Genomic DNA, 19,410 nt, shown 5'->3' with positions numbered 1-19,410 from the left:
GCTTGAGCTGTACTAACTGATATGCCCACCTGACATCAGAAGGTCAGGGGGCACCTAGAAAGTCAAGGTTTCAGGAAGTATAAGTTGGATGTGGAGTCGATCAGCCTTTTGGCTTTTCCTTGGGCTATATATTTACTGAAGTCTTGTTCAAGCGCGGTTTTGTCTGTGTATTTTTTATACTTGCGAGGCATTTCACATGCATACATGTAAAGCCTCCACGGGTCGAAGCCATCAACTCTCTCGTTTGGGCCGTAGTCGAAATCGACACATATTTCAGAAAGATAAACCCTGCAGCCAACCCCGTGTAGCTCGTAGGAAACATCGTCTGTGACCCTCCCACGTTGCAAAATTTCCTTGCTATGCCAAAGCCGGAGAATATTTTTTGTTCCGAATATGCGCTCAAGTAAGTCGGTGGCCTTCTTTACTTGATCTAAATATTCGTTGATTAAATTTTCCAGGGTTTGATTTTTCATCGTCTTGGCCTTTCCAATCTATCAAGTCCAACAGTTTTTGAAGCATTTACCACATCATCTGTACTGCCGAATGAACTGTGATGGTTATTTAGGTTTTCAATTAGTCTTATGGTAACAGGCGTATTTGTCTTTCTTGCCGCCGAAGCTCGGTGGTGTCCATCGATAATATAGCGCTGCCCGTTCAGCTCAGCCACGTCGATAGGCTCATTTTCGTTGTATCCCGTACTCCGCATGCTGCGGGAAATTTCCTCAACCCGTTTGGTCGATCGTTGTCCCTCGATACTGTGCGTCCGATTCAAGCTTTTCGCATCAACACCGGTAATAACTGGAGCCGAAGGTGCACCTTCATCGGTCCTCGTCCTGCTAGCTGGGTCGGTATCGAAGACTTCCGGCTTACATCCATCGCCGCCGGGGCAGGTACTCAACCCTAACGGATCCACCCACCCCGTAGGGTTGGGCACGTACTGGTATCCGTTCAGCCCACCCGCTAGCTTCACGGGATCGGGCGTCAGATAGCGGCCAATGTCCGGATTGTAGTAGCGATGACGGTTGTAGTGCAGCCCGCTTTCCGGGTCGAAGTATTGGCCCTGGAAGCGCAGCGGGTTGGTAACGGCGTTGACGTCCAGCTTCGCGATTTGGCCGTAGGCGCGGTAATGGGCGGACCAGACGATTTCGCCGTCGGATGCGGTGAGTTCTTGCGGGGTACCGAGGTGGTCGAGTTGGTAGTGGAAGGGGTTTACGTCTTCCGGGCCGTAGCCTTTGAGCAGCGCTAACGGGCGAAAACTGTTGGGTTCGTAGAGGTAGCTCTGGTGGTGATCGGCGCTGTGCTCGGCGATCAGCTTATCGCCTTGCCAGAAAAATTCGGTGGTCTGGCCGTTGAGGATTTTGGCGATCCGCCGTCCAAACGGATCGTAGCGATATGCGGCCTCGGTACCGTCCGGCTGGGTGACGCTGATCAGTCGGTGCTGGCAGTCGTAGCGGTATTCGGTAACCAACTGCTGAGCCCGACCCCGGCGTTCGCGCAGGAGATTGCCGAAGGCGTCGTAGTCGTAATGCCGGTCGCCTTGCATCAACAGGCGGTTGCCTTTGACGACGCAGGGCCCGACGCGGTCTTGCATCAGCAGGTTGCCCGCCGGATCGTGGACGAAGCGTTCCTGCAGATCGTGCGAATGGTTGGCACGGGTCAGGCGATCTAGCGGGTCGTAGTGGTAGTCGTACTGGCCTTTGCGGGTGTCGAGGATGCGGGTGAGGTTGCCGCGTTTGTCGTAGTCGTATTGGCGGCGCTGGTGGCGTTGTTCCTGTTGGGTGATGGCGTGGGCGTGCAGGCGGCCTTGGTCGTCGTAGTGGTAGTGGCTGAGAAGTTGGCCTTGCTGGCGCTGATGTTCACGGCCGGATTTGAACAAGTGCGAGGTCAGCGTTTTGCCATTCAGCTCGACGGTGGCGAGGTCGCCACCTTTGTCGTGGTGGAAGGCGAGGCGGTTGTTATCGGGCAGGCGCAGGTAGTTGAGTTGCCCGCATTCGTCGTAGCCATAGCGCAAGGTGCCCCAGCCCTGGTGCTCCGCGGTGAGGCGGTTTTGCAGGTCGTATTCGTAGTGCAGCGGCCAGTGGCCGTCGTCGACGCTGAGGAGATTGCCGAGGCGGTCGTAGGTGTAATTGACGCTGTTACCGTCAGGCAGGGTTTTTCTTACGAGGCGACCGGCCGCATCGCGCGCATAACCGGTAACCAGCTGACTGCCGTCATCGCCGTATTCGGTCCTTTCCAGTAGGTGCCCGGCGAGGTCGTAGGCATAGGCGGTGCGGCGGCCATCAAACCCGGTTTCCTGCTGGATCAGGCCGTTGGCGTGATACTCAAGCCGATAGGTTTCCCCAACCTCATTTTCGATCTCGGTGAGTAACAACCGAACATTGTCGTAGCGGTATTTGAGCTGCGTGCCGTCCGGATTAATCCTACGGCTGATCAGATGCAGGCCGTCGGCATATTCGTAGCGCGTAACCCGACCCAGCTCGTCGCGCTCTGCAGTGATTTTTCCGTACGGGTTGTAGCTGAATTCGCGAGTGGCGCCGCCCGGCTGAATCACTTTCAGCAAACGACCTACGGCGTCCCACTGGTAGTGGGTCAGCGCGCCATGCTCATCCTCGCAAGCCACCTGTCGCCCCAGGTCGTCGTAGCGATAGTGCCTTACGCCACCATTCGCCAGCTTCTCCTCAATGAGCTGACCACGTTCGTCCCAGATCAGCCGCTGGCTGCTGTTATCCGGATACCAGACGCCGCTGAGCTTTCCCTGTTGGGTGTAGGTGTATTCGGTGTAATTACCGTCCGGATCAGTCTTGCGGGTGATATCGCCTTGATCGTTACGCTGGTATTTCCACACCGCGTCACCACGGCGTACAACCCGCACGAACCCGTTGTCATGCTCGTAGGACGTGGAAGCATCGTCACCGGGAAACAGCGCAATCAACCGACCGGCGTCGTCGTACTGATAGGCCGTCACCGCCCCCAGCGGGTCCTGCTCGACCGTCAACCGGCCTTTTTCATCGTAGGATTTGAAGTACTGCGCGCCGTCCGGATCGATCCGCTGCACCAGCCGTGCGCGCTGGTCGTGGACGTAGACTTCCTGGCTGCCATCGGCGTTGTGCACGGTGACGGTGCCGTTGTCATCCCACACATACCGTGTGTCCATCTGCGAAAAACTGGCCCAGTGCCGGACGCATCGCGCCGCCTTGCCAGACCGTTCCCACTCCCAAAAGAAACTCGCCCCACCGGCCAGTTCCCGCTCCAGGATCACCTGTTGATCGTCGTAGCGATAACGTTCGCTTTCGCCTACCGCGTTGGTCGCTTCGATCAACCGCCAGGCATCGTCGTACGTGTAGGCAACAACGTTCTGCTCGGTAACCCAGCCGAGTTCCCGCTGCACCTGATAGTCGACCGCAACGATATGCCCGCGGTCATACCGCAGCAGCAATCCTTGGCCGGCGCCGTTATCGATACGCTGAATCCGCCCGGAATAGTCGCGGGCAATGCGCAGTCGGTTGTCGTACGCGTCGCTGATCGACGTCAGCACACCGTCACGGAAGTGGTAGAAAAGGGAGGCTTGAGCCAGCACCAACTCATCGGGCAAAGCACCCAGATAAATCGCCGCTTCCGCCAGGCTATTGGTGATGGCCGGCCGTGCAGCAGAGGGCAGGGGAAAGGTAGTGCTGCGATTCTCGTGATCGGTCCACACCACCGATTCACCGCTCACCACCAACCGCTGCGCCAGCGCATGACTCCAGCCAAACCCCAACCCGCAATCCAACTCCACGGCACTGCTGCGATACAACCGCGTCCAGGCAAACGGCAGCACACCCTCCAACGAGCCGTCAGTGAGGGTCAGCAGCTCCTCACCGGTAACCATCGAAACCGGACAGCCATTGGTACAGGTGCTAGCAGAACAGGCCGAAGCATCCCCATTGGGGTTTTTCGCCGAAGCAGGCACATCATCCACGAGCTCCTGCTTCACCAACGTCGTGCGCGCCGCTTTAGGCTTTCGGACCAGCGCTGCCGGATTCGAAACCTCATTTGCACCGGCCGTCAAAGGCACGGCCGCTGCTTTGATCGACACTGGATCATTTCTAAGCGACACCGGCTTAAGCACACTGGGGTGCCACTCCAGCCGTGGCGCATCGCTCAGCTTGGCCATCTGTTCGAGCAACACCCGTGCCCGGCCTGATCTGACCTTGCCCAGTACCTGCGGGCCCAAACGCACCGCCACACCCATGCCGCCGGTGACCAACAGCAACAGCAGGTTGAGCAGCACCTCGGGAGTCATTTCCCCCAGCAGCTCGTTCATATCTGGCGGCGGAAGCAATTGCGCCCAACTGAACATCGCGGCCAAATAGATGAACAGCAGGGGTTCATCGCTCAGCACCAGAAGGCCGTTGGCAATTGCCTCTTTGCTGAGCTTCAACAGTTCGTCAAGCTCGCCCTGGGAGATGTAGTGCAGCAATTTTTCGCTGTTGGGTTTGATGTCTGCCAGCCAGTCGTACAGGTTTGGAATTCCGTCCCAAAGGCTGTACAGCGTGTTCGTAATCCCCCGCACGAACGCTTCATCCATCAACTTTCGACGGTCGAGGGCGCTGGCATTTGAATAGTGTTTCCATTGCGCTTCGAAGCTGTTCGTCCATTCGCTGCGCAAGCTGCTTTCCAGCGAGCTGATCACCGATTGATAGGAGGCGTAGAGCGCCTTGACGTGATCCCTGGAAACATTGGGATAAAAGCTGACCTGATACTGCTGGTCGCGGGTGCAGTCGGTGACTTCGAGAATGCCGCTGGGGCCGATGGTTTTATGGATGGGAGCACCGATCGGACTGCCGTCCTCGGCGATGGCCTGGAGCATGACCGGCGTGTTGCCGATTGGCACAAACCGCGTGCTCTCAAACATATGCACCAAGGTCAGCGCACCATCGGGTTTGCATACCGCAACGGTGCTGCTTGGGGCTGTAGAGGAAACCGGAGCGACCAAGGCAACCTCATCCCCGACCTTGAACACTTGCTCGACTTCCAGCGCCGAAAAGCTCCAGAAACTCTCAGCCCATTCGTCAATGGTGTTAAGGCACTGCCTGAAGTCGCTAAGGACTGCCTCGACATCCCTCGTCTCCGCATCCATGGGGGCCAGGGCCAGCCTGCCAATGGCGGGATTCAAGAAGCGGCCCCATCGGGCAGGGCGTTAATCGGAAAAAGCATCGGCGTTCCCTCGCGCTGTGTGATCAGGCGAGGGACTTTGCAGAGGTTCGTAAGAGAAAGAAGTCGGAGCTATCCACTACTGCTAATAGGACGTTTCGCCAAACCTGCGACCAACCTGGCGAGCTTCCGTAAGCCAAATCCACTGAAAAAATTAATCCCACAAAAGCCACATACACAACAAATCCAACTTGACAGCTTCCATTCCCTTGGCGTCTATTGACGTACCCGCTGGATCATTTCGCAGATGTCCCAGGATGCTCAATGAAGACTGATACCTCACTGACTCAAATGCCCAGCGTTCTCCAAGCGGCTGAAAGCATCCGCCAAGGCACACTCACCCCCGTGCAATTGGTCGAGCAAAGCCTCGAAGCCATCAAAACCCACAATTCCACACTGAACGCCTTTGGCGATGTCTACACCGAGTCTGCGCTGGAACAAGCTGAAATCCTGACCGCAGAAGCACTGGCCAACCAGTTTCGCGGCCCGCTCCACGGCATTCCCTTCGGCATCAAAGACTTGTTCTCCACCGCCAACCTGCGCACCACTCGCGGTTCGCTCACGGGCCTGGACAACGTTCCCACCCAGGACGCTCCGATCATCCGCCGCCTCAAAGAGGCCGGCGCGATCATTCTTGGCAAGACCGCTACCACCGAATTCGGCTGGACCGGCGCCAGCACCTCCCGGGTCTTCGGCAATGGTCGCAACCCGTGGAATCCCCAACTCACCAGCGGCGGCTCCAGCTCCGGCTCGGCCATCGCCGTGGCGGCACGCATGGTCCCGGCCACGCTGGGCTCCGATGGCGGCGGTTCGGTGCGGATTCCCGGTGCCTTCTGCGGTGCATTCGCCCTTAAAGGCTCCCTCGGGCGCATCCCCACCTGGCCCTGGTCGGCTACTGAAATGCTCAGCCACGCCGGCCCGATCACCCGCACCGTGCGCGACAGCGCGTTGCTCTTCGATATTCTTTCCGGCCCCGACCCATTGGATCACCAGGCTTTGCCCGCGCCCACCGAGTCCTACCTGGCGCGCTGCGACCAGCCGCTGGGGCCCTTGCGCGTGGCGTACTGCCCGACCCTGTTCGATACGCCCGTGGACCCGGTCATCGCCGCCACCGTGGAAGCGGCGGTGCATTACCTCGCAGATGAGCTGCCGGTCACCGTCACCACCCTGACCCTGGACTGGCAAGATCCGCTGGCCACCTTCGAAACCCTGTGGGTTGGCGGGCGCGGGATCGCCTACGGCAAATCCCTGGCCGATCGCCTCGACCAACTGGACCCAGGCTTCGCCGCACTGATCAAACGTTCCGCCGATTACGACTTGGCGGCCTATCTAAAAGCCGTGCAGCAACGTGCACTGTTCGCCAATCAGGTACACGCGCTGTTTAACGACTACGACGTGTTGTTGATGCCGACGATGCCGATCCTGCCGTTCGCCGCCGACCGGGTTGCGCCAGAAGGCTGGCCAGGCGAGGAGGGCGCTGTGCCCTGGGCCCGGTGGACGCCGTTTACCTATCCGTTCAATATCACCGGCAACCCCGCCGCCAGCCTGCCCTGTGGCTTTAGCCCGAGCGGTTTGCCGATTGGCTTGCAGGTGATCGGCCGGCGCTTTGCCGATGCCCAGGTGCTGCAATTCTGCGCAGCCGTGGAAGCCATCGCCCCTTGGGATCAGCACCTTCCCCCGATGCTGAGTCCCTGATTGATTGCACCCGGAGTGGGCTCAACAGAAGCCCGCCCGTGATAAACGCTTTGTGTTGTCCTGCCCTTTCACACCCTGACGAGTGAGAGGTACCCCGTGACCCTGTCCATGGCCGTATTACGCTCTATGCTCCCTGCTGGACCGGCTTGCGCCGCGTCTCGCTGTGGGTCGCGCAATACCGCCCGCCTGAACCTGCCCTGGAATACCTCTTTTATGCTCAACCAGCCACGTCTCGACGAAATCATGCTCCTGCTCACCCAACACCAGCGCGTCAAGGCGTCGGACCTGGCGCAGGCGCTGTTTGTCTCCGAAGAAACCATCCGCCGCGACTTCAAGTACCTGGAAGAAGCCGGCAAGCTGCGGCGCATCCACGGTGGCGCGATCCTGCCGCGGCTCAACGAAGAACAACCGCTGCAAGTGCGTAGCCGCATCAAGCCCCAGGCCAAGACGCGCATCGCAGTGTGTGCGGCGAAGCTGGTGAGCGAAGGTATGGTGCTGTTTCTCGACACCGGCACCTCGACCCTGGCCCTGGCCCAGCAGCTGACCGCTTTCAGCCAGTTGCGCATCATCACCAACTCCCTGGACATCGCCCGACTGATCACCGAACAAAGCGCCAACCAGGTGCTGGTGGTGCCTGGCGATGTGCGCCGCAACGACAACGCGCTGATTGGCGCCCACACCCTGGAATTCGTCCGACAGTTTCACTACGACATTGCCTTCATGGGCATCGGCGCTGTCGACCTGGAGCTGGGGTTCATGGACTACCAGGAACCCGAGGCGCTACTGCGCCGGGAGTTGACCAAACACAGCCTGCGCAGCGTGATCCTGGCCGACGACGCCAAGTTCGGCCACCGCACCTTTATCAATACGCTGCCGTTCAGCGCCGTCACGACCCTGGTCACCAATCGTGCGCCGTCAGACGATTTTGCGAGCCGCCTGGAGCAAGCCCATGTCGACATCCTTTACCCCTGATTTGCTGTCGCCCACTGAACAGGACCTTGCAACCTTCGAGGCGCTGTTCCACGACACGTCAGCCATTGGCGCGACCGAGGCCGGTGGCCTGCATCGCCTGGCCGCCTCGGCCGAAGACGGCGCCGTGCGCGACGTGTTCGCGGGCTGGCTGACTGAACGCGGCTTTGAAGTGCGCGTGGATGCAGTGGGTAATATGTTCGGGTTGATCACCTTTAATCCAGACGCGCCCTATGTGCTGTGTGGCTCACATCTTGACAGCCAGCCGAGTGCCGGGCGCTTTGATGGCGTCTACGGCGTGCTGGCCGGCGCGGTCGCGGTGGCCAGCGTGGCCCGGCAGTTGCGCGAGCGCGGCGAAGTGCCGGCGTGCAACCTGGCGGTGGTGAACTGGACCAACGAGGAGGGCGCACGCTTCCAGCCCAGCCTGATCGGCAGCAGCGTGTTCACTGGTGACCTGGCCCTGCAAGACGCCTGGGCCTGCCGCGATGGCAATGGCATCAGCCTCAAGCATGCGCTGCAACAGATTGGGTATCTGGGGGAAGGCAAGGTCGCGCTGGACGTTGCCGGGTATGTGGAAATCCACGTCGAGCAAGGTAGTGGCCTTGAGCGCGACGGCCTGGCCATCGGTGTGGTCCGCGACACCTGGGCTGCCCTCAAGCAACGGATTCGTTTTATCGGCGAACAGAACCACACCGGTCCTACACCCATGGCTGCACGCAAGGATGCCTTGCTGGCCGCCGCCCACGCGATCACCGCTGTGCGGGCCGAGGCCGACCTGCATGGCGCGCAACTGCACAGCTCGGTGGGGCGCCTGGAGATCTATCCCAACTCGCCCAACGTGGTGCCGTCCAGCGTGACGTTGCATGTGGAATACCGTTCGCCAGACACCGAGTTGCTGGCCGCCGCGGGTGAACGCCTGGACGCGAGCCTCAAGGCCACCGCCAGCGCCACGTCGACGGACTACAGCATCGAAAGCCGCGCCCTGCGTGAGCCAACGCACCTGCACCACGGTTTTTCCGAACTGGCCTATAGCGTTGGCCAGCAACTGGGCTTGCCCATCGGCAACAGCGTCACCGTCTCAGGCCACGACGCCATCAGCCTGAGCCGGCACTACCCGGTCTGCCTGCTGTTTATCCCGAGCAGCAATGGCGTGTCCCATAACGAAGCGGAGTTCACCAACGAGCAGGACATGCGCAACGGTTTGCACATGCTGACCGCGTTGTTGCACCGCGCCTGTTCCACCCCCAACGCCTATCGCTGAGGTCTGCCATGTCGAGTCGTTTGCACGCAAAGTCACGGCTGTTGGGCGCCCTGGAGGCGGCCGGCTTGTCTGCCCACGTGGTGGTCGAAGAGGGCACCGCCGGGATTGCCTCACCGGTGCGCCTGGCCACCGAGTGGACCGGCTATACCGTCACCGCGCCATGGGGCCAGTGTTACGCCAAAGTCTTGCATGACGACATGCGCGCGCTGATCGACATCGAACGCACCGCCCGCGCCACCCAACTGGCGGCGGATTGCGACGTGACGCCCGGTGTGCGCCTGGTGGATGCGGCGGCCGGTGTGTTGCTGCTGGATGCCTTGCCTGCCAACGAATGGCGCTGGGCCCGCCTCGACGAATTGATGCCACCCCAGCGCCTGCAGGCGCTCTGGGCCCTGAAGAAACAACTGCACGCTGGCACCTCGCCGGGCTTCACCCGCTCGCCGCTGCAAGACATCCAGCACCTGCGCGAGCTGTGCGTGCGCTACAGCGTGGCCTTGCCCATCGACCACGCCTGGATCAGCACCTGCATTGACCTGGCCTGGACCTCCCTGCAACTGAGTGCCAGCGACTCGGTGCCGCTGCACGGCGACGGTGTGGCGAGCAATGTGATGATCGGCCCGGACGGCGCCTTGCAACTGATCGACTTCGACTACGCTGGCTGCGGCGATCCCTGGTACGACGTGGCCATCAGCCTCAACGAGCTGTATGTCTTTGAAAGTGATTGGCGCGAAGGCATTGTCGCTTGGGCCGGCGAATGCCGCGAAAGCGACTACGCCCGCTGCCGCTTGTACGCCTTGATCAACGATTGGTACTGGACCCTGTGGGGGCTGTGGGTGGGCGCTACTTCGGCGCGGCCGCTGGAGTTCTCCAAGGTCGGGCAGTGGACGCTGTTGCGCTGCCGCCAGGGTCTGCAAGACCCACGGTTTGAAGGTTGGCTACGTCAGGTACAGGAGGGGCAGGCATGAAAGCGTTAGGTGAGGCGTGTACGCCACAAGAGTGTCAGCTGGAAGCGGCGGTGCGCGGGGTCGCCAGTTGGGGCGGCAGCGGCATTCGTTATGAACCGGTCAGCGGCGGGATTTCCAACACCAACTGGCGGGTGGAAGTGGCCGGGGTCGACACCGCGTATTTCTTCAAGGTGCCGGGGGTGGGTACCGAGATGTTTATCGACCGCCGCACGGCCCACGACGCCAGCCTCAAGGCCGCGCAAACCGGTTATGGCGCGCCGGTATTCGCCTTCCTTGAAGAGTTCGGCGTGGAAGTCTTCGAGTTCATGGAAGGCTGGCGCGCCTCGTCCAACCACGACTTTCTCGACCGCGACGTGCGCCATAACGCGCTGCATGCCCTCAAGGCCTTCAACGACCAGCCGCCGTTGGTGCAGACCAAAACCGTGTTCGACATGATCGCCGAGCACCAGCGCCAGGTGGAGCAACTCAACGGCTGCAAACCCGCCGACGATGCCTGGCTGCGCCGCCAATGCGACCGCGCCCGGGGTGTGCTGCAAGCCTCCGGCATGGATCTGGCACCCTGCATGAACGACACCCTGGCGGGTAATTTCATGCTCAATGACCGTCGGCAAATTCGGCTGGTGGACTTCGAATACGCCTCCAACAACGACCGGCATTACGAACTGGCGCTGTGGTTCGGCGAAATGTTTTTCACCGATGAAATGGAGCTGGCCCTGATCGAAGACTACTTCGGCCAGGTCACCCCGCAGAACCTGGCGCGCATCAAGTTGCACAAGGCCCTGGCGGACATCAAATGGTCGACCTGGGCGATGGTGCAGCACGCGGTGTCGCAGCTGGATTTCGACTTCTACAAATACGGCACCTGGAAGCACATGCGGGCCCGCAGCATCATCAACGATTCGCAATGGGAAACCTGGCTAAGACAGGCTTGAGCCTGCGCCGTACAACAATAATGCATTGAATGAAGTCACTTGGGCGCTGATTGGTGCCTGCGTTTTCACTGCTTGATTTTTGTTTGATCACACAAAAAACGATCCACAAATTCAAGGAGCACCCGACTCATGAAATCCGATAGCGCGCCACCCGGACGCCTGAAAAGCCAAATTTTCGGTGTGTACTTTTTCCTGTTGCTGATGCTCGCCTTATTCCCGCCGTTCTATTTGAGCGTGAGCGGCAGTACCGCGTTGGTACTGGGCATTCCGTTGCCGATCTTCTACTGGGTCGCCATTGCAGTCCTCGCCGGCCTGGGCCTGTGGGCGTTGTACGTTGCAGAACTGAAGGCCGGCGAAATACCCGAAGAGGGGGATGCGCAATGATCAGCACCACCAGCGATGCCAACCTCTTTATCACCTTCGGCGTCATCGGCCTGTTCCTGGCCGGGATGATCGCCGTGCTGTACGCCACCAACCGCGAGAGCACGAGCTTTTCCGATTACGCCGTCGGCGGGCGCTCCTATGGGCCGTGGTACATCGCCATGTGTTACACCAACTCCTGGTGGCCGGGCTCGACCTTTACCGCGTTTTTCGCCCTGACCATCGGCGGCGCGCTGGGTTTCTACGGCATGGTCTACGCCACCCTTGGCGTGACGGCGATGTACCTGATGGCCCGCCGCGCCTGGACCTGGGGCCAGCGTTTCAACCTGCGCACCCAGCCGGACTTGCTCGGCATGCGTTTCAACAGTCCGGTGGTCAAGCGCGTCGCCTCGATCATCGGCATCATCTCGGTGTTCCCGTGGGTGGTGATGGGCATCCAGGCCTTGGCGATGCTGTTCCAGTTCGCCAGCTTCGGCCGCTGGGGCGTCACCACCTGCCTGATCGCCGGCGTGGTGGTGGTACTGGTGCGTCAGTACTGGACCGTGAGCATGGGCATGCGCGGGCTGATCATGACCGACATGTTCCAGGGCCTGATCGCCTATGTCGTGTGTGCGGCGCTGTGTGTGTTCCTGCTGTTCGGCGATCAGGCGTCGTTCTCCAACCTGGCGCACCTGCCGGCGAAGATGCTGCTGATTCCCGGCGCCAGCGGCACCGGCTATGGCCCGCTGTATATGTTCAGCCTGATTTTCACCGGGGTGATTGGCTCGATGTGCTGGCCCATGAGCTTCCAGCGCATCTACACCGCCAGCGGCGTCAAGGCGGTGAAGAAAGGCACGCTGTATACGATCCTGCTGGTGGGTGGTTTCTACGGGATTCTGATGCTGTTTGCCGCGGCCATCAGCCAGGACCCGAACGTCATCGCGCACCCGCAACAAGGTTGGTTCCTGTCACTGTTCGATATCGGCGGGCCGTGGCTGTTGGCGCTGGCGATTGTCATCGTGCTGGCGGCGAGCATCGGCCACGTCGACGGTTGCGTGCAGGTATGCGGCACCCAGTTCGCCAACGACCTGGCCACCTGGAACACCCCGCGTACCGACCGGCAACTGACGCTGCTGGCCAAGTCCGGGATGGTGGTGTTTATCGTCGCCGCCTCGGTGCTGGCGTACCTGACCTTTGATTACGCGCGGTTGCAGTTGCTGGCGCAGATTTCCTACCAGGGGATTATCCAGTTGGCGGTGCCGCTGTTCTTCGGGATCTTCAGCCGCCGCGGCAACAAGGAAGGCGCGATTGCCGGGATGCTGGCGGGGATTGTGGTGGCGATTGTACTGACGACGCTGTACCCGGACGACATTCCCGGGCTGGGCTCGTTGACCAGCGGGATCGTCGGATTGGTGGTCAATGCCGGGATTTTTGTGGTGTGTGCGTTGGCGATCAAGCCGAGTGCGCAGGAGAGTGCGCGGGTTGAGCAGTTGTTTGAGATGGCGGCGCCGGGTCGCAAAGTGCCGATGGGGGCGACGCCAGTCCTGAACTGAACCCACCTCTCAAAAACCAATGAAGATCAACTGTGGGAGCTGGCTTGCCTGCGATAGCGATGTATCAGTGGCAGAGATGTTGACTGACACTGCGCTATCGCAGGCAAGCCAGCTCCCACAGTTTTAACCGTGTTCCTGATCAGAGTCCTGGTTTTGCCGCAGTCGCTTGTACAGGGTATTGCGGCTGACGCCGAGCTCCCTGGCCAAGTGAGAAATATTACCGCCCGCCGCCTTCAACCGCTGGGCAAGGTCCATGTTGTCATCCAACCTCTCACCGGCTGGCTCTGGCACCACCCCATTCAAATCCACAAAAAAATCATCCGGCAAATGTTCCACCCGAATCGGCTGCTCTTCCGCCATGGCCAGCGCCACCTGCAACACGCTACTCACTTGGCGCAGGTTCCCCGGCCACGGATGCTGTTCAAACAAGGCCAGCACCTCATGACTCAAGCCCGCCCACTGGGTCGGTTCGCGATGCTGTTGCCACAGTTGCTTGAACAGCGCCTGTTTATCTGTGCGCTCCCGTAGCGGCGGCAGTTCCAGGGTCAGGCCGCCGATGCGGTAATACAGGTCTTCGCGAAAACGCCCGAGCTGTACCTGCTCCCGCAGCGAGCGGTTGGTGGCGGAGATGATCCGCAAATCCACCGGGTACAACTCGCTGCTACCCACCGGTTGCACACACCGTTCCTGCAACACCCGCAACAGACGGGCCTGGGTCGGCAGCGGCATGTCGCCGATCTCGTCGAGGAACAGCGTGCCTTTGTCTGCCTTACGGATCAGCCCGATGCTGCCTTTCTGGTTGGCGCCGGTGAACGCGCCTTTTTCGTAGCCGAACAGTTCCGACTCCACCAGTTCGGCGGGGATTGCTGCGCAGTTGACGGCGATAAACGCTTGTTGGCTGCGGGAACTGGCCTGGTGCAGGGCTTTGACGAACACTTCCTTGCCGACGCCGGTTTCACCGTGGATCAGCAACGGGATGTCTTTTTCCAGCAGGCGCTCGGCCTGGCGCACCGCCTTTTCCACCCGGGCGTCGCCGAAGTGCAGGGTCTTGAGGCTGATGGCGGTGGTGGCGGGTTCGCTGGTTTTTTTGGGTTCCACAAACACACGGGCCTGGACCGGCGCCTGCCTGGGCCGTTTCAACAGGCATTGGAAACGGTTGCGCCCGGCGGCTTGCAACGAGAAGGGCAGGCCTTCCGGCTGGTTGAGCAGTTCCAGCAGCGAGACCTTGAACAGGCTGTCGATCAGCACCCGCGACAGGCTGATGCCCAGCAGGTTGTCCGCCCGGCGGTTGGCTGACAGTACCTGACCGCTTTCATCAAAAATCAGCAGCCCGGCCCACTGGCTATCGAGGTTGTTCAGCCCGGTGTTGAACGTCAGCTGGAAATGCTCACCGCGAAACAGGTTGAGGATCAGCCGGTTCTCCACGGTCTGGCTCATCATCTTGACCATGCCGAGGGTGTGGGAAGGCGGCAGGTAGCTGTCGCTGGACACATCCAGCACCGCGATGATTTCCCGCTGCGCATCGAAGATCGGCGCTGCCGAGCCGGTCATGAAACGGTTGGCCTTGAGGAAGTGTTCTTCGTGTTCGATATGCACCGCCTGGGCGCAGGCCAGGGCGGTGCCGATGGCGTTGGTGCCGCTGGAACGCTCCATCCAGCTGGCGCCGGCGCTGAAGCCACGGGCCAGCTTGGGTTCGATGAAGCGTTGGGTGCCCCAGGAGGTGAGCACCTGGCCCTGGTTGTCGGCGAGCATGATCAGGCAGTTGGAATTGCTGAGGATGTTCTCGTAGTAGGGCAGCACTTCCTGATGGGTGGTCTGCACGAGGGAATGCTGGCTTTCCAGCAACTGGCTGACACCATCTGCGGGCAGTTGATCGAAGCTTGGCGTGCTCTGATGATCCAGGCCATAAGCCCGGCAGCGGCGCCAGGAGTCCTGGATGATGGCATCGTGCGCCAGCGGTGTGCTCATGGCGGTGACCCTGTCTTATTGTTGTTCTGGGCTCTATCTCTATCTATGTAGGAGCGAGCTTGCTCGCGAAAAACTTCAGGGCGCCGCGTTCATGCTGGATGAGCGCGTTATCGTTGACGTTCTTCGCGAGCAAGCTCGCTCCTACACAAAGTGTTGTTCAGAACTGTTCATTGTCAACCCGCCGATTGTTCAGTTGTTCAGCCTGACCTGTTCATTTCTGTTCAAAGACGAATCGGCTTTTTACCTAACCCGTTGACCGGCCTGGGTTTTGGATTTTTGGCACGGAACTCGCTCTGTGTTGTTCCTGCCAGAACCATTCCAATAATAAAAAGGTCGTGTCATGTCATTGACCCTGGAGCACGTCACTCGCGTTGTCGAAGGCCAGACCTGGATCGACGACGCCAACCTGCGTTTCGAAGCCGGTTCCTTCAATGTATTGCTGGGCCGCACGCTCTCCGGCAAGACCAGCCTGATGCGCCTGATGGCCGGCCTGGACAAGCCCGACAGCGGGCGCATCCTGATGAACGGCGTCGATGTCACCCAGAAACCGGTGCGTTTGCGCAACGTGTCGATGGTCTATCAGCAGTTCATCAACTACCCGACCATGACCGTGTTCGAGAACATCGCCTCGCCGCTGCGCCAGGCCGGTGTGTCGGCCGAGCAGATTCAGAGCAAGGTTCTCGAAACCGCGAAAATGCTGCGCATCGAGAAATTTCTCCAGCGTCATCCCCTGGAACTCTCCGGCGGCCAGCAGCAACGCACCGCCATGGCCCGGGCGCTGGTCAAGGATGCCGAGCTGATTCTGTTCGATGAACCCCTGGTGAACCTGGACTACAAGCTGCGGGAAGAACTGCGCCAGGAAATGCGCGAGCTGTTCAAGGCACGCCATACCATCGCGATCTACGCCACCACCGAACCCAACGAAGCCCTGGCCCTGGGCGGCACCACCACGATTCTGCATGAGGGCCGGGTGATCCAGAGCGGCAAGGCGGCCGAGGTCTATCACCAGCCGCAAACTGTGCTGGCGGCCGAGCTGTTTTCCGAGCCGCCGATCAACCTGATGCCCGGGCGTATCAGCGGCAACGAAGTGAGCTTCGCCAACTTCGTGCACTTCCCGCTGAACGTTGACCTGCGGCCCATCGGCGAAGGCGAGTTTCGCTTTGGCGTGCGCCCCAGCCATATCAGCCTGGTGCCGAGCAACGACGATGACCTGGAGCTGGCAGTGACCGTGGAAGTCGCCGAGATCAGCGGCTCGGAAACCTTCTTGCACGTGCGCAGCGAACACTTCCTGCTGGTGCTGCACTTGCCCGGGGTGCACGAGTACGACGTCGACGCGCCGATCCGCATCTATATCCCTACCCACAAATTGTTTGTGTTCGATGGCCAGGGACGTCTGGTCCAGGCTCCGGGCCGCCGTGTCGCGAGGGTTGCCTGATGGCCGAGATCCATTTGCAGAACCTGGCCCACAGCTACAGCTCCAAGCCAAACGGCCCCGAGGACTACGCGATTCGCGAGATGAACCACGTCTGGGAGCAGGGCGGCGCCTACGCCTTGCTCGGGCCGTCGGGCTGCGGCAAGTCGACCTTGCTCAACATCATCTCCGGCCTGCTCAGCCCGTCCGAAGGCCAGGTGCTGTTCGACACCAAGGTGGTCAACGAGCTGACCCCGGAAAAACGCAACATCGCCCAGGTGTTTCAGTTCCCGGTGGTGTACGACACCATGACCGTGTTCGACAACCTGGCCTTTCCCCTGCGAAACCAGGGCATGGCCGAGGCGAAGATTCACAGCAAGGTGCAGGAAATTGCCGAGGTACTTGACCTGCAAAACCTGCTGGGCAAAAAGGCCCGCAACCTCACCGCCGATGAAAAGCAGAAAGTCTCCATGGGCCGCGGGCTGGTGCGGGATGACGTGTCGGCGATCCTGTTCGACGAACCGCTGACGGTGATCGACCCGCACCTGAAGTGGAAGCTGCGGCGCAAGCTCAAGCAGATCCATGAGCAGTTCAACATCACCATGGTCTACGTGACCCACGACCAACTGGAAGCCTCAACCTTCGCCGACAAGATCGCGGTGATGTACGGCGGCCAGATCGTGCAGTTCGGTACGCCCCGGGAGTTGTTCGAGCGGCCGAGCCACACCTTTGTCGGCTATTTCATCGGCAGCCCGGGGATGAATCTGATTGAAGTGCAGGCAGAGGCGGGTGGCGTGCGCTTTGCCGGGACACACCTGGCGTTGCCCGAGGCGTTGCAGCAGCGTATTGGCGAAACGCCCTACAAGAAGCTGCAGGTCGGCATCCGCCCGGAATTTATCCATGTGTGGGATGAGCACAATCCCGACGCGCTACAGGCGCACGTCACCCATGTCGAAGACCTCGGCACCTACAAGATCATGACCCTCAACCTCGACGGCGCCCCGTTGAAAGTGCGCCTGGCCGAAGACAAACCAGTGCCCGAAGGCCAGGCGTCCATCAGCTTTCCGGGGCAGTGGCTGATGGTGTATGCCGACGACTACTTGCTGGAGGTGCAGCCATGAACAAGGTGCAGAACAACAAGGCCTGGTGGCTGGTATTGCCGGTGTTCCTGCTGGTGGCCTTCAGCGCGGTGATCCCGATGATGACTGTGGTCAACTATTCGGTGCAGGACATCTTCGACCAGTCCAGCCGCTACTTCGTCGGCGCCGACTGGTACAAACAGGTACTGCTGGACCCGCGCCTGCATGACTCGCTGCTGCGCCAATTCATCTATTCCGCGTGTGTGCTGTTGATCGAGATTCCGCTGGGCATCGCCATTGCACTGACCATGCCCACCAAGGGACGCTGGTCGTCGCTGGTGTTGATCGTGATGGCGATCCCGCTGCTGATCCCATGGAACGTGGTCGGCACCATTTGGCAGATTTTCGGCCGCGCCGATATCGGCCTGCTGGGTTCAACGCTCAACGCCATGGGCATCAGCTACAACTACGCGGCCAACACCATGGACGCCTGGGTCACGGTGCTGGTGATGGACGTGTGGCACTGGACGTCCCTGGTGGCGTTGCTGTGTTTCTCGGGGCTGCGGGCGATCCCCGATGTGTACTACCAGGCGGCGCGGATTGATCGGGCGTCGAGCTGGGCGGTATTCCGACATATCCAGCTGCCCAAGCTGAAAAGCGTGCTGCTGATCGCGGTGATGCTGCGCTTCATGGACAGTTTCATGATCTACACCGAGCCGTTTGTGCTGACGGGCGGCGGGCCGGGGAATGCCACTACCTTCCTCAGCCAGACGCTTACCCAGATGGCTGTCGGCCAATTCGACCTGGGCCCGGCGGCGGCGTTTTCGCTGGTGTACTTCCTGATCATCCTGTTGGTGTCCTGGCTGTTCTACACCGCCATGACCCACTCCGACGCCAACCGCTGAGGCCGCCAACATGAGCAAGCGCAAGCTGATCCCGCTGCTGGTCTACATCCTGTTCCTGCTGGTGCCGATCTACTGGCTGCTGAACATGTCCTTCAAGAGCAACACCGAAATCCTCGGCGGCCTGACCCTGTTTCCCCAGGACTTTACCTTTGCCAACTACAAGGTGATTTTCACTGACCCGAGCTGGTACACCGGCTACCTCAACTCGCTGTACTACGTCAGCCTCAACACGGTGATTTCCCTGAGTGTGGCGCTGCCGGCGGCCTACGCGTTCTCGCGTTACCGCTTCCTGGGCGACAAGCACCTGTTCTTCTGGCTGCTGACCAACCGTATGGCGCCGCCGGCGGTGTTTCTGCTGCCGTTCTTCCAGCTGTATTCCTCCATTGGCTTGTTCGATACGCATATCGCGGTGGCCCTGGCTCATTGCCTGTTCAACGTGCCGCTGGCGGTGTGGATTCTCGAAGGCTTCATGTCCGGCGTGCCCAAGGAAATCGACGAAACGGCCTACATCGATGGGTACAGCTTCCCCAAGTTTTTCGTGAAGATCTTCATCCCGCTGATTGGCTCGGGGATCGGCGTCACCGCGTTTTTCTGCTTCATGTTTTCCTGGGTCGAACTCCTGCTGGCGCGCACGCTGACATCGGTGAACGCCAAGCCGATCGCGGCGGTGATGACCCGCACAGTGTCGGCGTCCGGCATCGACTGGGGCGTGCTGGCGGCGGCGGGGGTGTTGACCATCCTGCCGGGCATGCTGGTGATCTGGTTTGTTCGCAACCACGTGGCCAAGGGCTTTGCCCTGGGCCGGGTCTGAGGAGTCGATGATGGAATGGATGGCCTGGACTACCCCGACTGCACTGTTCTTTGCCGCAATCGGCCTGCTGCTGGTGGGCATGACGACTTGGGAGTTGCGTTCGCCAAGTATCCCCCGGCGCGGTTTGTTACCGATCAGCACCACCCGTGGTGATCGCTTGTTTATCGGTCTTCTCGGCAGCGCCTACCTGCATTTGTTGGTGATCGGCGTAACCGGCTGGAGCATCTGGGTGGCGTCCGCGCTGTCTCTGGTGTGGCTGTTGTCTGTGATGCGTTGGGGCTAGCTGCCCCTTTTGAACCCCAAAACCA

At 60.4% G+C, this 19,410-nt stretch carries 16 protein-coding genes; 13 read left to right on the top strand and 3 right to left on the bottom strand.

What is annotated here, in order from left to right:
- Positions 1 to 62: 62 nt before the first annotated feature.
- Entirely contained in the window at positions 63 to 473 is a 411-nt protein-coding gene (locus ACUN0G_RS31435; protein WP_445575296.1) for a DUF6896 domain-containing protein, read from the bottom strand.
- On the bottom strand, positions 470 to 5,119 hold the full coding sequence (locus tag ACUN0G_RS31430; RefSeq protein ID WP_445575620.1) for an RHS repeat-associated core domain-containing protein: 4,650 nt from the start codon (positions 5,117 to 5,119) through the stop codon (positions 470 to 472). The genes ACUN0G_RS31435 and ACUN0G_RS31430 overlap by 4 nt, the downstream gene beginning before the upstream one ends.
- A 338-nt stretch (positions 5,120 to 5,457) precedes the next feature.
- Here ACUN0G_RS31430 and ACUN0G_RS31425 point away from each other — a divergent pair, with 338 nt between their 5' ends.
- The 7 genes from ACUN0G_RS31425 to ACUN0G_RS31395 all read left to right on the top strand — a co-directional run bounded on the left by ACUN0G_RS31425 (position 5,458) and on the right by ACUN0G_RS31395 (position 12,928).
- On the top strand, positions 5,458 to 6,888 hold the full coding sequence (locus tag ACUN0G_RS31425; protein ID WP_445575295.1) for an amidase: 1,431 nt from the start codon (positions 5,458 to 5,460) through the stop codon (positions 6,886 to 6,888).
- A gap of 213 nt (positions 6,889 to 7,101) precedes the next feature.
- Positions 7,102 to 7,860: a DeoR/GlpR family DNA-binding transcription regulator gene (locus ACUN0G_RS31420; RefSeq protein WP_258345199.1), complete on the top strand. Its 759-nt coding sequence runs from the start codon at positions 7,102 to 7,104 to the stop codon at positions 7,858 to 7,860.
- Positions 7,838 to 9,118 carry a M20 family metallo-hydrolase gene (locus tag ACUN0G_RS31415; protein WP_445575294.1) on the top strand — a complete coding sequence of 427 codons (1,281 nt, stop codon included), beginning with the start codon at positions 7,838 to 7,840 and terminating at the stop codon, positions 9,116 to 9,118. Before ACUN0G_RS31420 ends, ACUN0G_RS31415 begins: the two co-directional genes overlap by 23 nt.
- An 8-nt stretch (positions 9,119 to 9,126) precedes the next feature.
- Positions 9,127 to 10,083, top strand: a complete 957-nt coding sequence (locus tag ACUN0G_RS31410) for a phosphotransferase (RefSeq protein ID WP_421525164.1) — start codon at positions 9,127 to 9,129, stop codon at positions 10,081 to 10,083.
- On the top strand, positions 10,080 to 11,015 hold the full coding sequence (locus tag ACUN0G_RS31405; RefSeq protein WP_063029397.1) for a choline kinase family protein: 936 nt from the start codon (positions 10,080 to 10,082) through the stop codon (positions 11,013 to 11,015). Before ACUN0G_RS31410 ends, ACUN0G_RS31405 begins: the two co-directional genes overlap by 4 nt.
- Positions 11,016 to 11,144: 129 nt before the next feature.
- The gene (locus ACUN0G_RS31400) at positions 11,145 to 11,399 is read left to right on the top strand and encodes a hypothetical protein (protein WP_330565541.1); all 255 of its coding nucleotides are present in this window, start codon (positions 11,145 to 11,147) and stop codon (positions 11,397 to 11,399) included.
- On the top strand, positions 11,396 to 12,928 hold the full coding sequence (locus ACUN0G_RS31395) for a sodium:solute symporter family protein (protein ID WP_421553235.1): 1,533 nt from the start codon (positions 11,396 to 11,398) through the stop codon (positions 12,926 to 12,928). Before ACUN0G_RS31400 ends, ACUN0G_RS31395 begins: the two co-directional genes overlap by 4 nt.
- 123 nt (positions 12,929 to 13,051) lie before the next feature.
- Here the strand turns inward: ACUN0G_RS31395 and ACUN0G_RS31390 are convergent, their stop codons facing one another.
- Positions 13,052 to 14,896 (bottom strand): sigma-54-dependent Fis family transcriptional regulator, encoded by a 1,845-nt coding sequence (locus ACUN0G_RS31390; protein WP_445575293.1) that lies wholly within the window; start codon positions 14,894 to 14,896, stop codon positions 13,052 to 13,054.
- On the opposite strand from ACUN0G_RS31390, the gene ACUN0G_RS31385 reads away from it, so the two are divergent.
- The 6 genes from ACUN0G_RS31385 (at position 14,895) to ACUN0G_RS31360 (ending at position 19,385) form a co-directional block, all read left to right on the top strand.
- On the top strand, positions 14,895 to 15,152 hold the full coding sequence (locus ACUN0G_RS31385; protein ID WP_445575292.1) for a hypothetical protein: 258 nt from the start codon (positions 14,895 to 14,897) through the stop codon (positions 15,150 to 15,152). The genes ACUN0G_RS31390 and ACUN0G_RS31385 overlap by 2 nt on opposite strands.
- 84 nt (positions 15,153 to 15,236) lie before the next feature.
- Positions 15,237 to 16,331 (top strand): ABC transporter ATP-binding protein, encoded by a 1,095-nt coding sequence (locus ACUN0G_RS31380; protein ID WP_003218524.1) that lies wholly within the window; start codon positions 15,237 to 15,239, stop codon positions 16,329 to 16,331.
- Positions 16,331 to 17,428 (top strand): ABC transporter ATP-binding protein, encoded by a 1,098-nt coding sequence (locus tag ACUN0G_RS31375; protein WP_421525160.1) that lies wholly within the window; start codon positions 16,331 to 16,333, stop codon positions 17,426 to 17,428. The genes ACUN0G_RS31380 and ACUN0G_RS31375 overlap by 1 nt, the downstream gene beginning before the upstream one ends.
- Positions 17,425 to 18,291, top strand: coding sequence for a carbohydrate ABC transporter permease (locus tag ACUN0G_RS31370; protein ID WP_010173085.1), 867 nt, complete (start codon positions 17,425 to 17,427; stop codon positions 18,289 to 18,291). Before ACUN0G_RS31375 ends, ACUN0G_RS31370 begins: the two co-directional genes overlap by 4 nt.
- 10 nt (positions 18,292 to 18,301) lie before the next feature.
- Positions 18,302 to 19,102, top strand: coding sequence for a carbohydrate ABC transporter permease (locus tag ACUN0G_RS31365; RefSeq protein WP_003218530.1), 801 nt, complete (start codon positions 18,302 to 18,304; stop codon positions 19,100 to 19,102).
- 10 nt (positions 19,103 to 19,112) lie between these two features.
- Positions 19,113 to 19,385: a DUF2160 domain-containing protein gene (locus ACUN0G_RS31360; protein ID WP_010173082.1), complete on the top strand. Its 273-nt coding sequence runs from the start codon at positions 19,113 to 19,115 to the stop codon at positions 19,383 to 19,385.
- Positions 19,386 to 19,410: the final 25 nt, after the last annotated feature.

The sequence above is a fragment of the Pseudomonas sp. 32A genome (genome assembly GCF_052682255.1).
The sequence above is the reverse complement of the archived record's forward strand: the minus strand, read 5'-3'. Positions and strand labels throughout refer to the sequence as shown.

Excerpts from the sequence above, each read along its gene's own strand:
- ACUN0G_RS31435 (WP_445575296.1), bottom strand. The coding sequence starts at position 473 with ATGAAAAATCAAACCCTGGAAAATTTAATCAACGAATATTTAGATCAA.
- ACUN0G_RS31430 (WP_445575620.1), bottom strand. The coding sequence starts at position 5,119 with ATGGATGCGGAGACGAGGGATGTCGAGGCAGTCCTTAGCGACTTCAGG.
- ACUN0G_RS31425 (WP_445575295.1), top strand. The coding sequence starts at position 5,458 with ATGAAGACTGATACCTCACTGACTCAAATGCCCAGCGTTCTCCAAGCG.
- ACUN0G_RS31420 (WP_258345199.1), top strand. The coding sequence starts at position 7,102 with ATGCTCAACCAGCCACGTCTCGACGAAATCATGCTCCTGCTCACCCAA.
- ACUN0G_RS31415 (WP_445575294.1), top strand. The coding sequence starts at position 7,838 with ATGTCGACATCCTTTACCCCTGATTTGCTGTCGCCCACTGAACAGGAC.
- ACUN0G_RS31410 (WP_421525164.1), top strand. The coding sequence starts at position 9,127 with ATGTCGAGTCGTTTGCACGCAAAGTCACGGCTGTTGGGCGCCCTGGAG.
- ACUN0G_RS31405 (WP_063029397.1), top strand. The coding sequence starts at position 10,080 with ATGAAAGCGTTAGGTGAGGCGTGTACGCCACAAGAGTGTCAGCTGGAA.
- ACUN0G_RS31400 (WP_330565541.1), top strand. The coding sequence starts at position 11,145 with ATGAAATCCGATAGCGCGCCACCCGGACGCCTGAAAAGCCAAATTTTC.
- ACUN0G_RS31395 (WP_421553235.1), top strand. The coding sequence starts at position 11,396 with ATGATCAGCACCACCAGCGATGCCAACCTCTTTATCACCTTCGGCGTC.
- ACUN0G_RS31385 (WP_445575292.1), top strand. The coding sequence starts at position 14,895 with ATGGCGGTGACCCTGTCTTATTGTTGTTCTGGGCTCTATCTCTATCTA.
- ACUN0G_RS31390 (WP_445575293.1), bottom strand. The coding sequence starts at position 14,896 with ATGAGCACACCGCTGGCGCACGATGCCATCATCCAGGACTCCTGGCGC.
- ACUN0G_RS31380 (WP_003218524.1), top strand. The coding sequence starts at position 15,237 with ATGTCATTGACCCTGGAGCACGTCACTCGCGTTGTCGAAGGCCAGACC.
- ACUN0G_RS31375 (WP_421525160.1), top strand. The coding sequence starts at position 16,331 with ATGGCCGAGATCCATTTGCAGAACCTGGCCCACAGCTACAGCTCCAAG.
- ACUN0G_RS31370 (WP_010173085.1), top strand. The coding sequence starts at position 17,425 with ATGAACAAGGTGCAGAACAACAAGGCCTGGTGGCTGGTATTGCCGGTG.
- ACUN0G_RS31365 (WP_003218530.1), top strand. The coding sequence starts at position 18,302 with ATGAGCAAGCGCAAGCTGATCCCGCTGCTGGTCTACATCCTGTTCCTG.
- ACUN0G_RS31360 (WP_010173082.1), top strand. The coding sequence starts at position 19,113 with ATGGAATGGATGGCCTGGACTACCCCGACTGCACTGTTCTTTGCCGCA.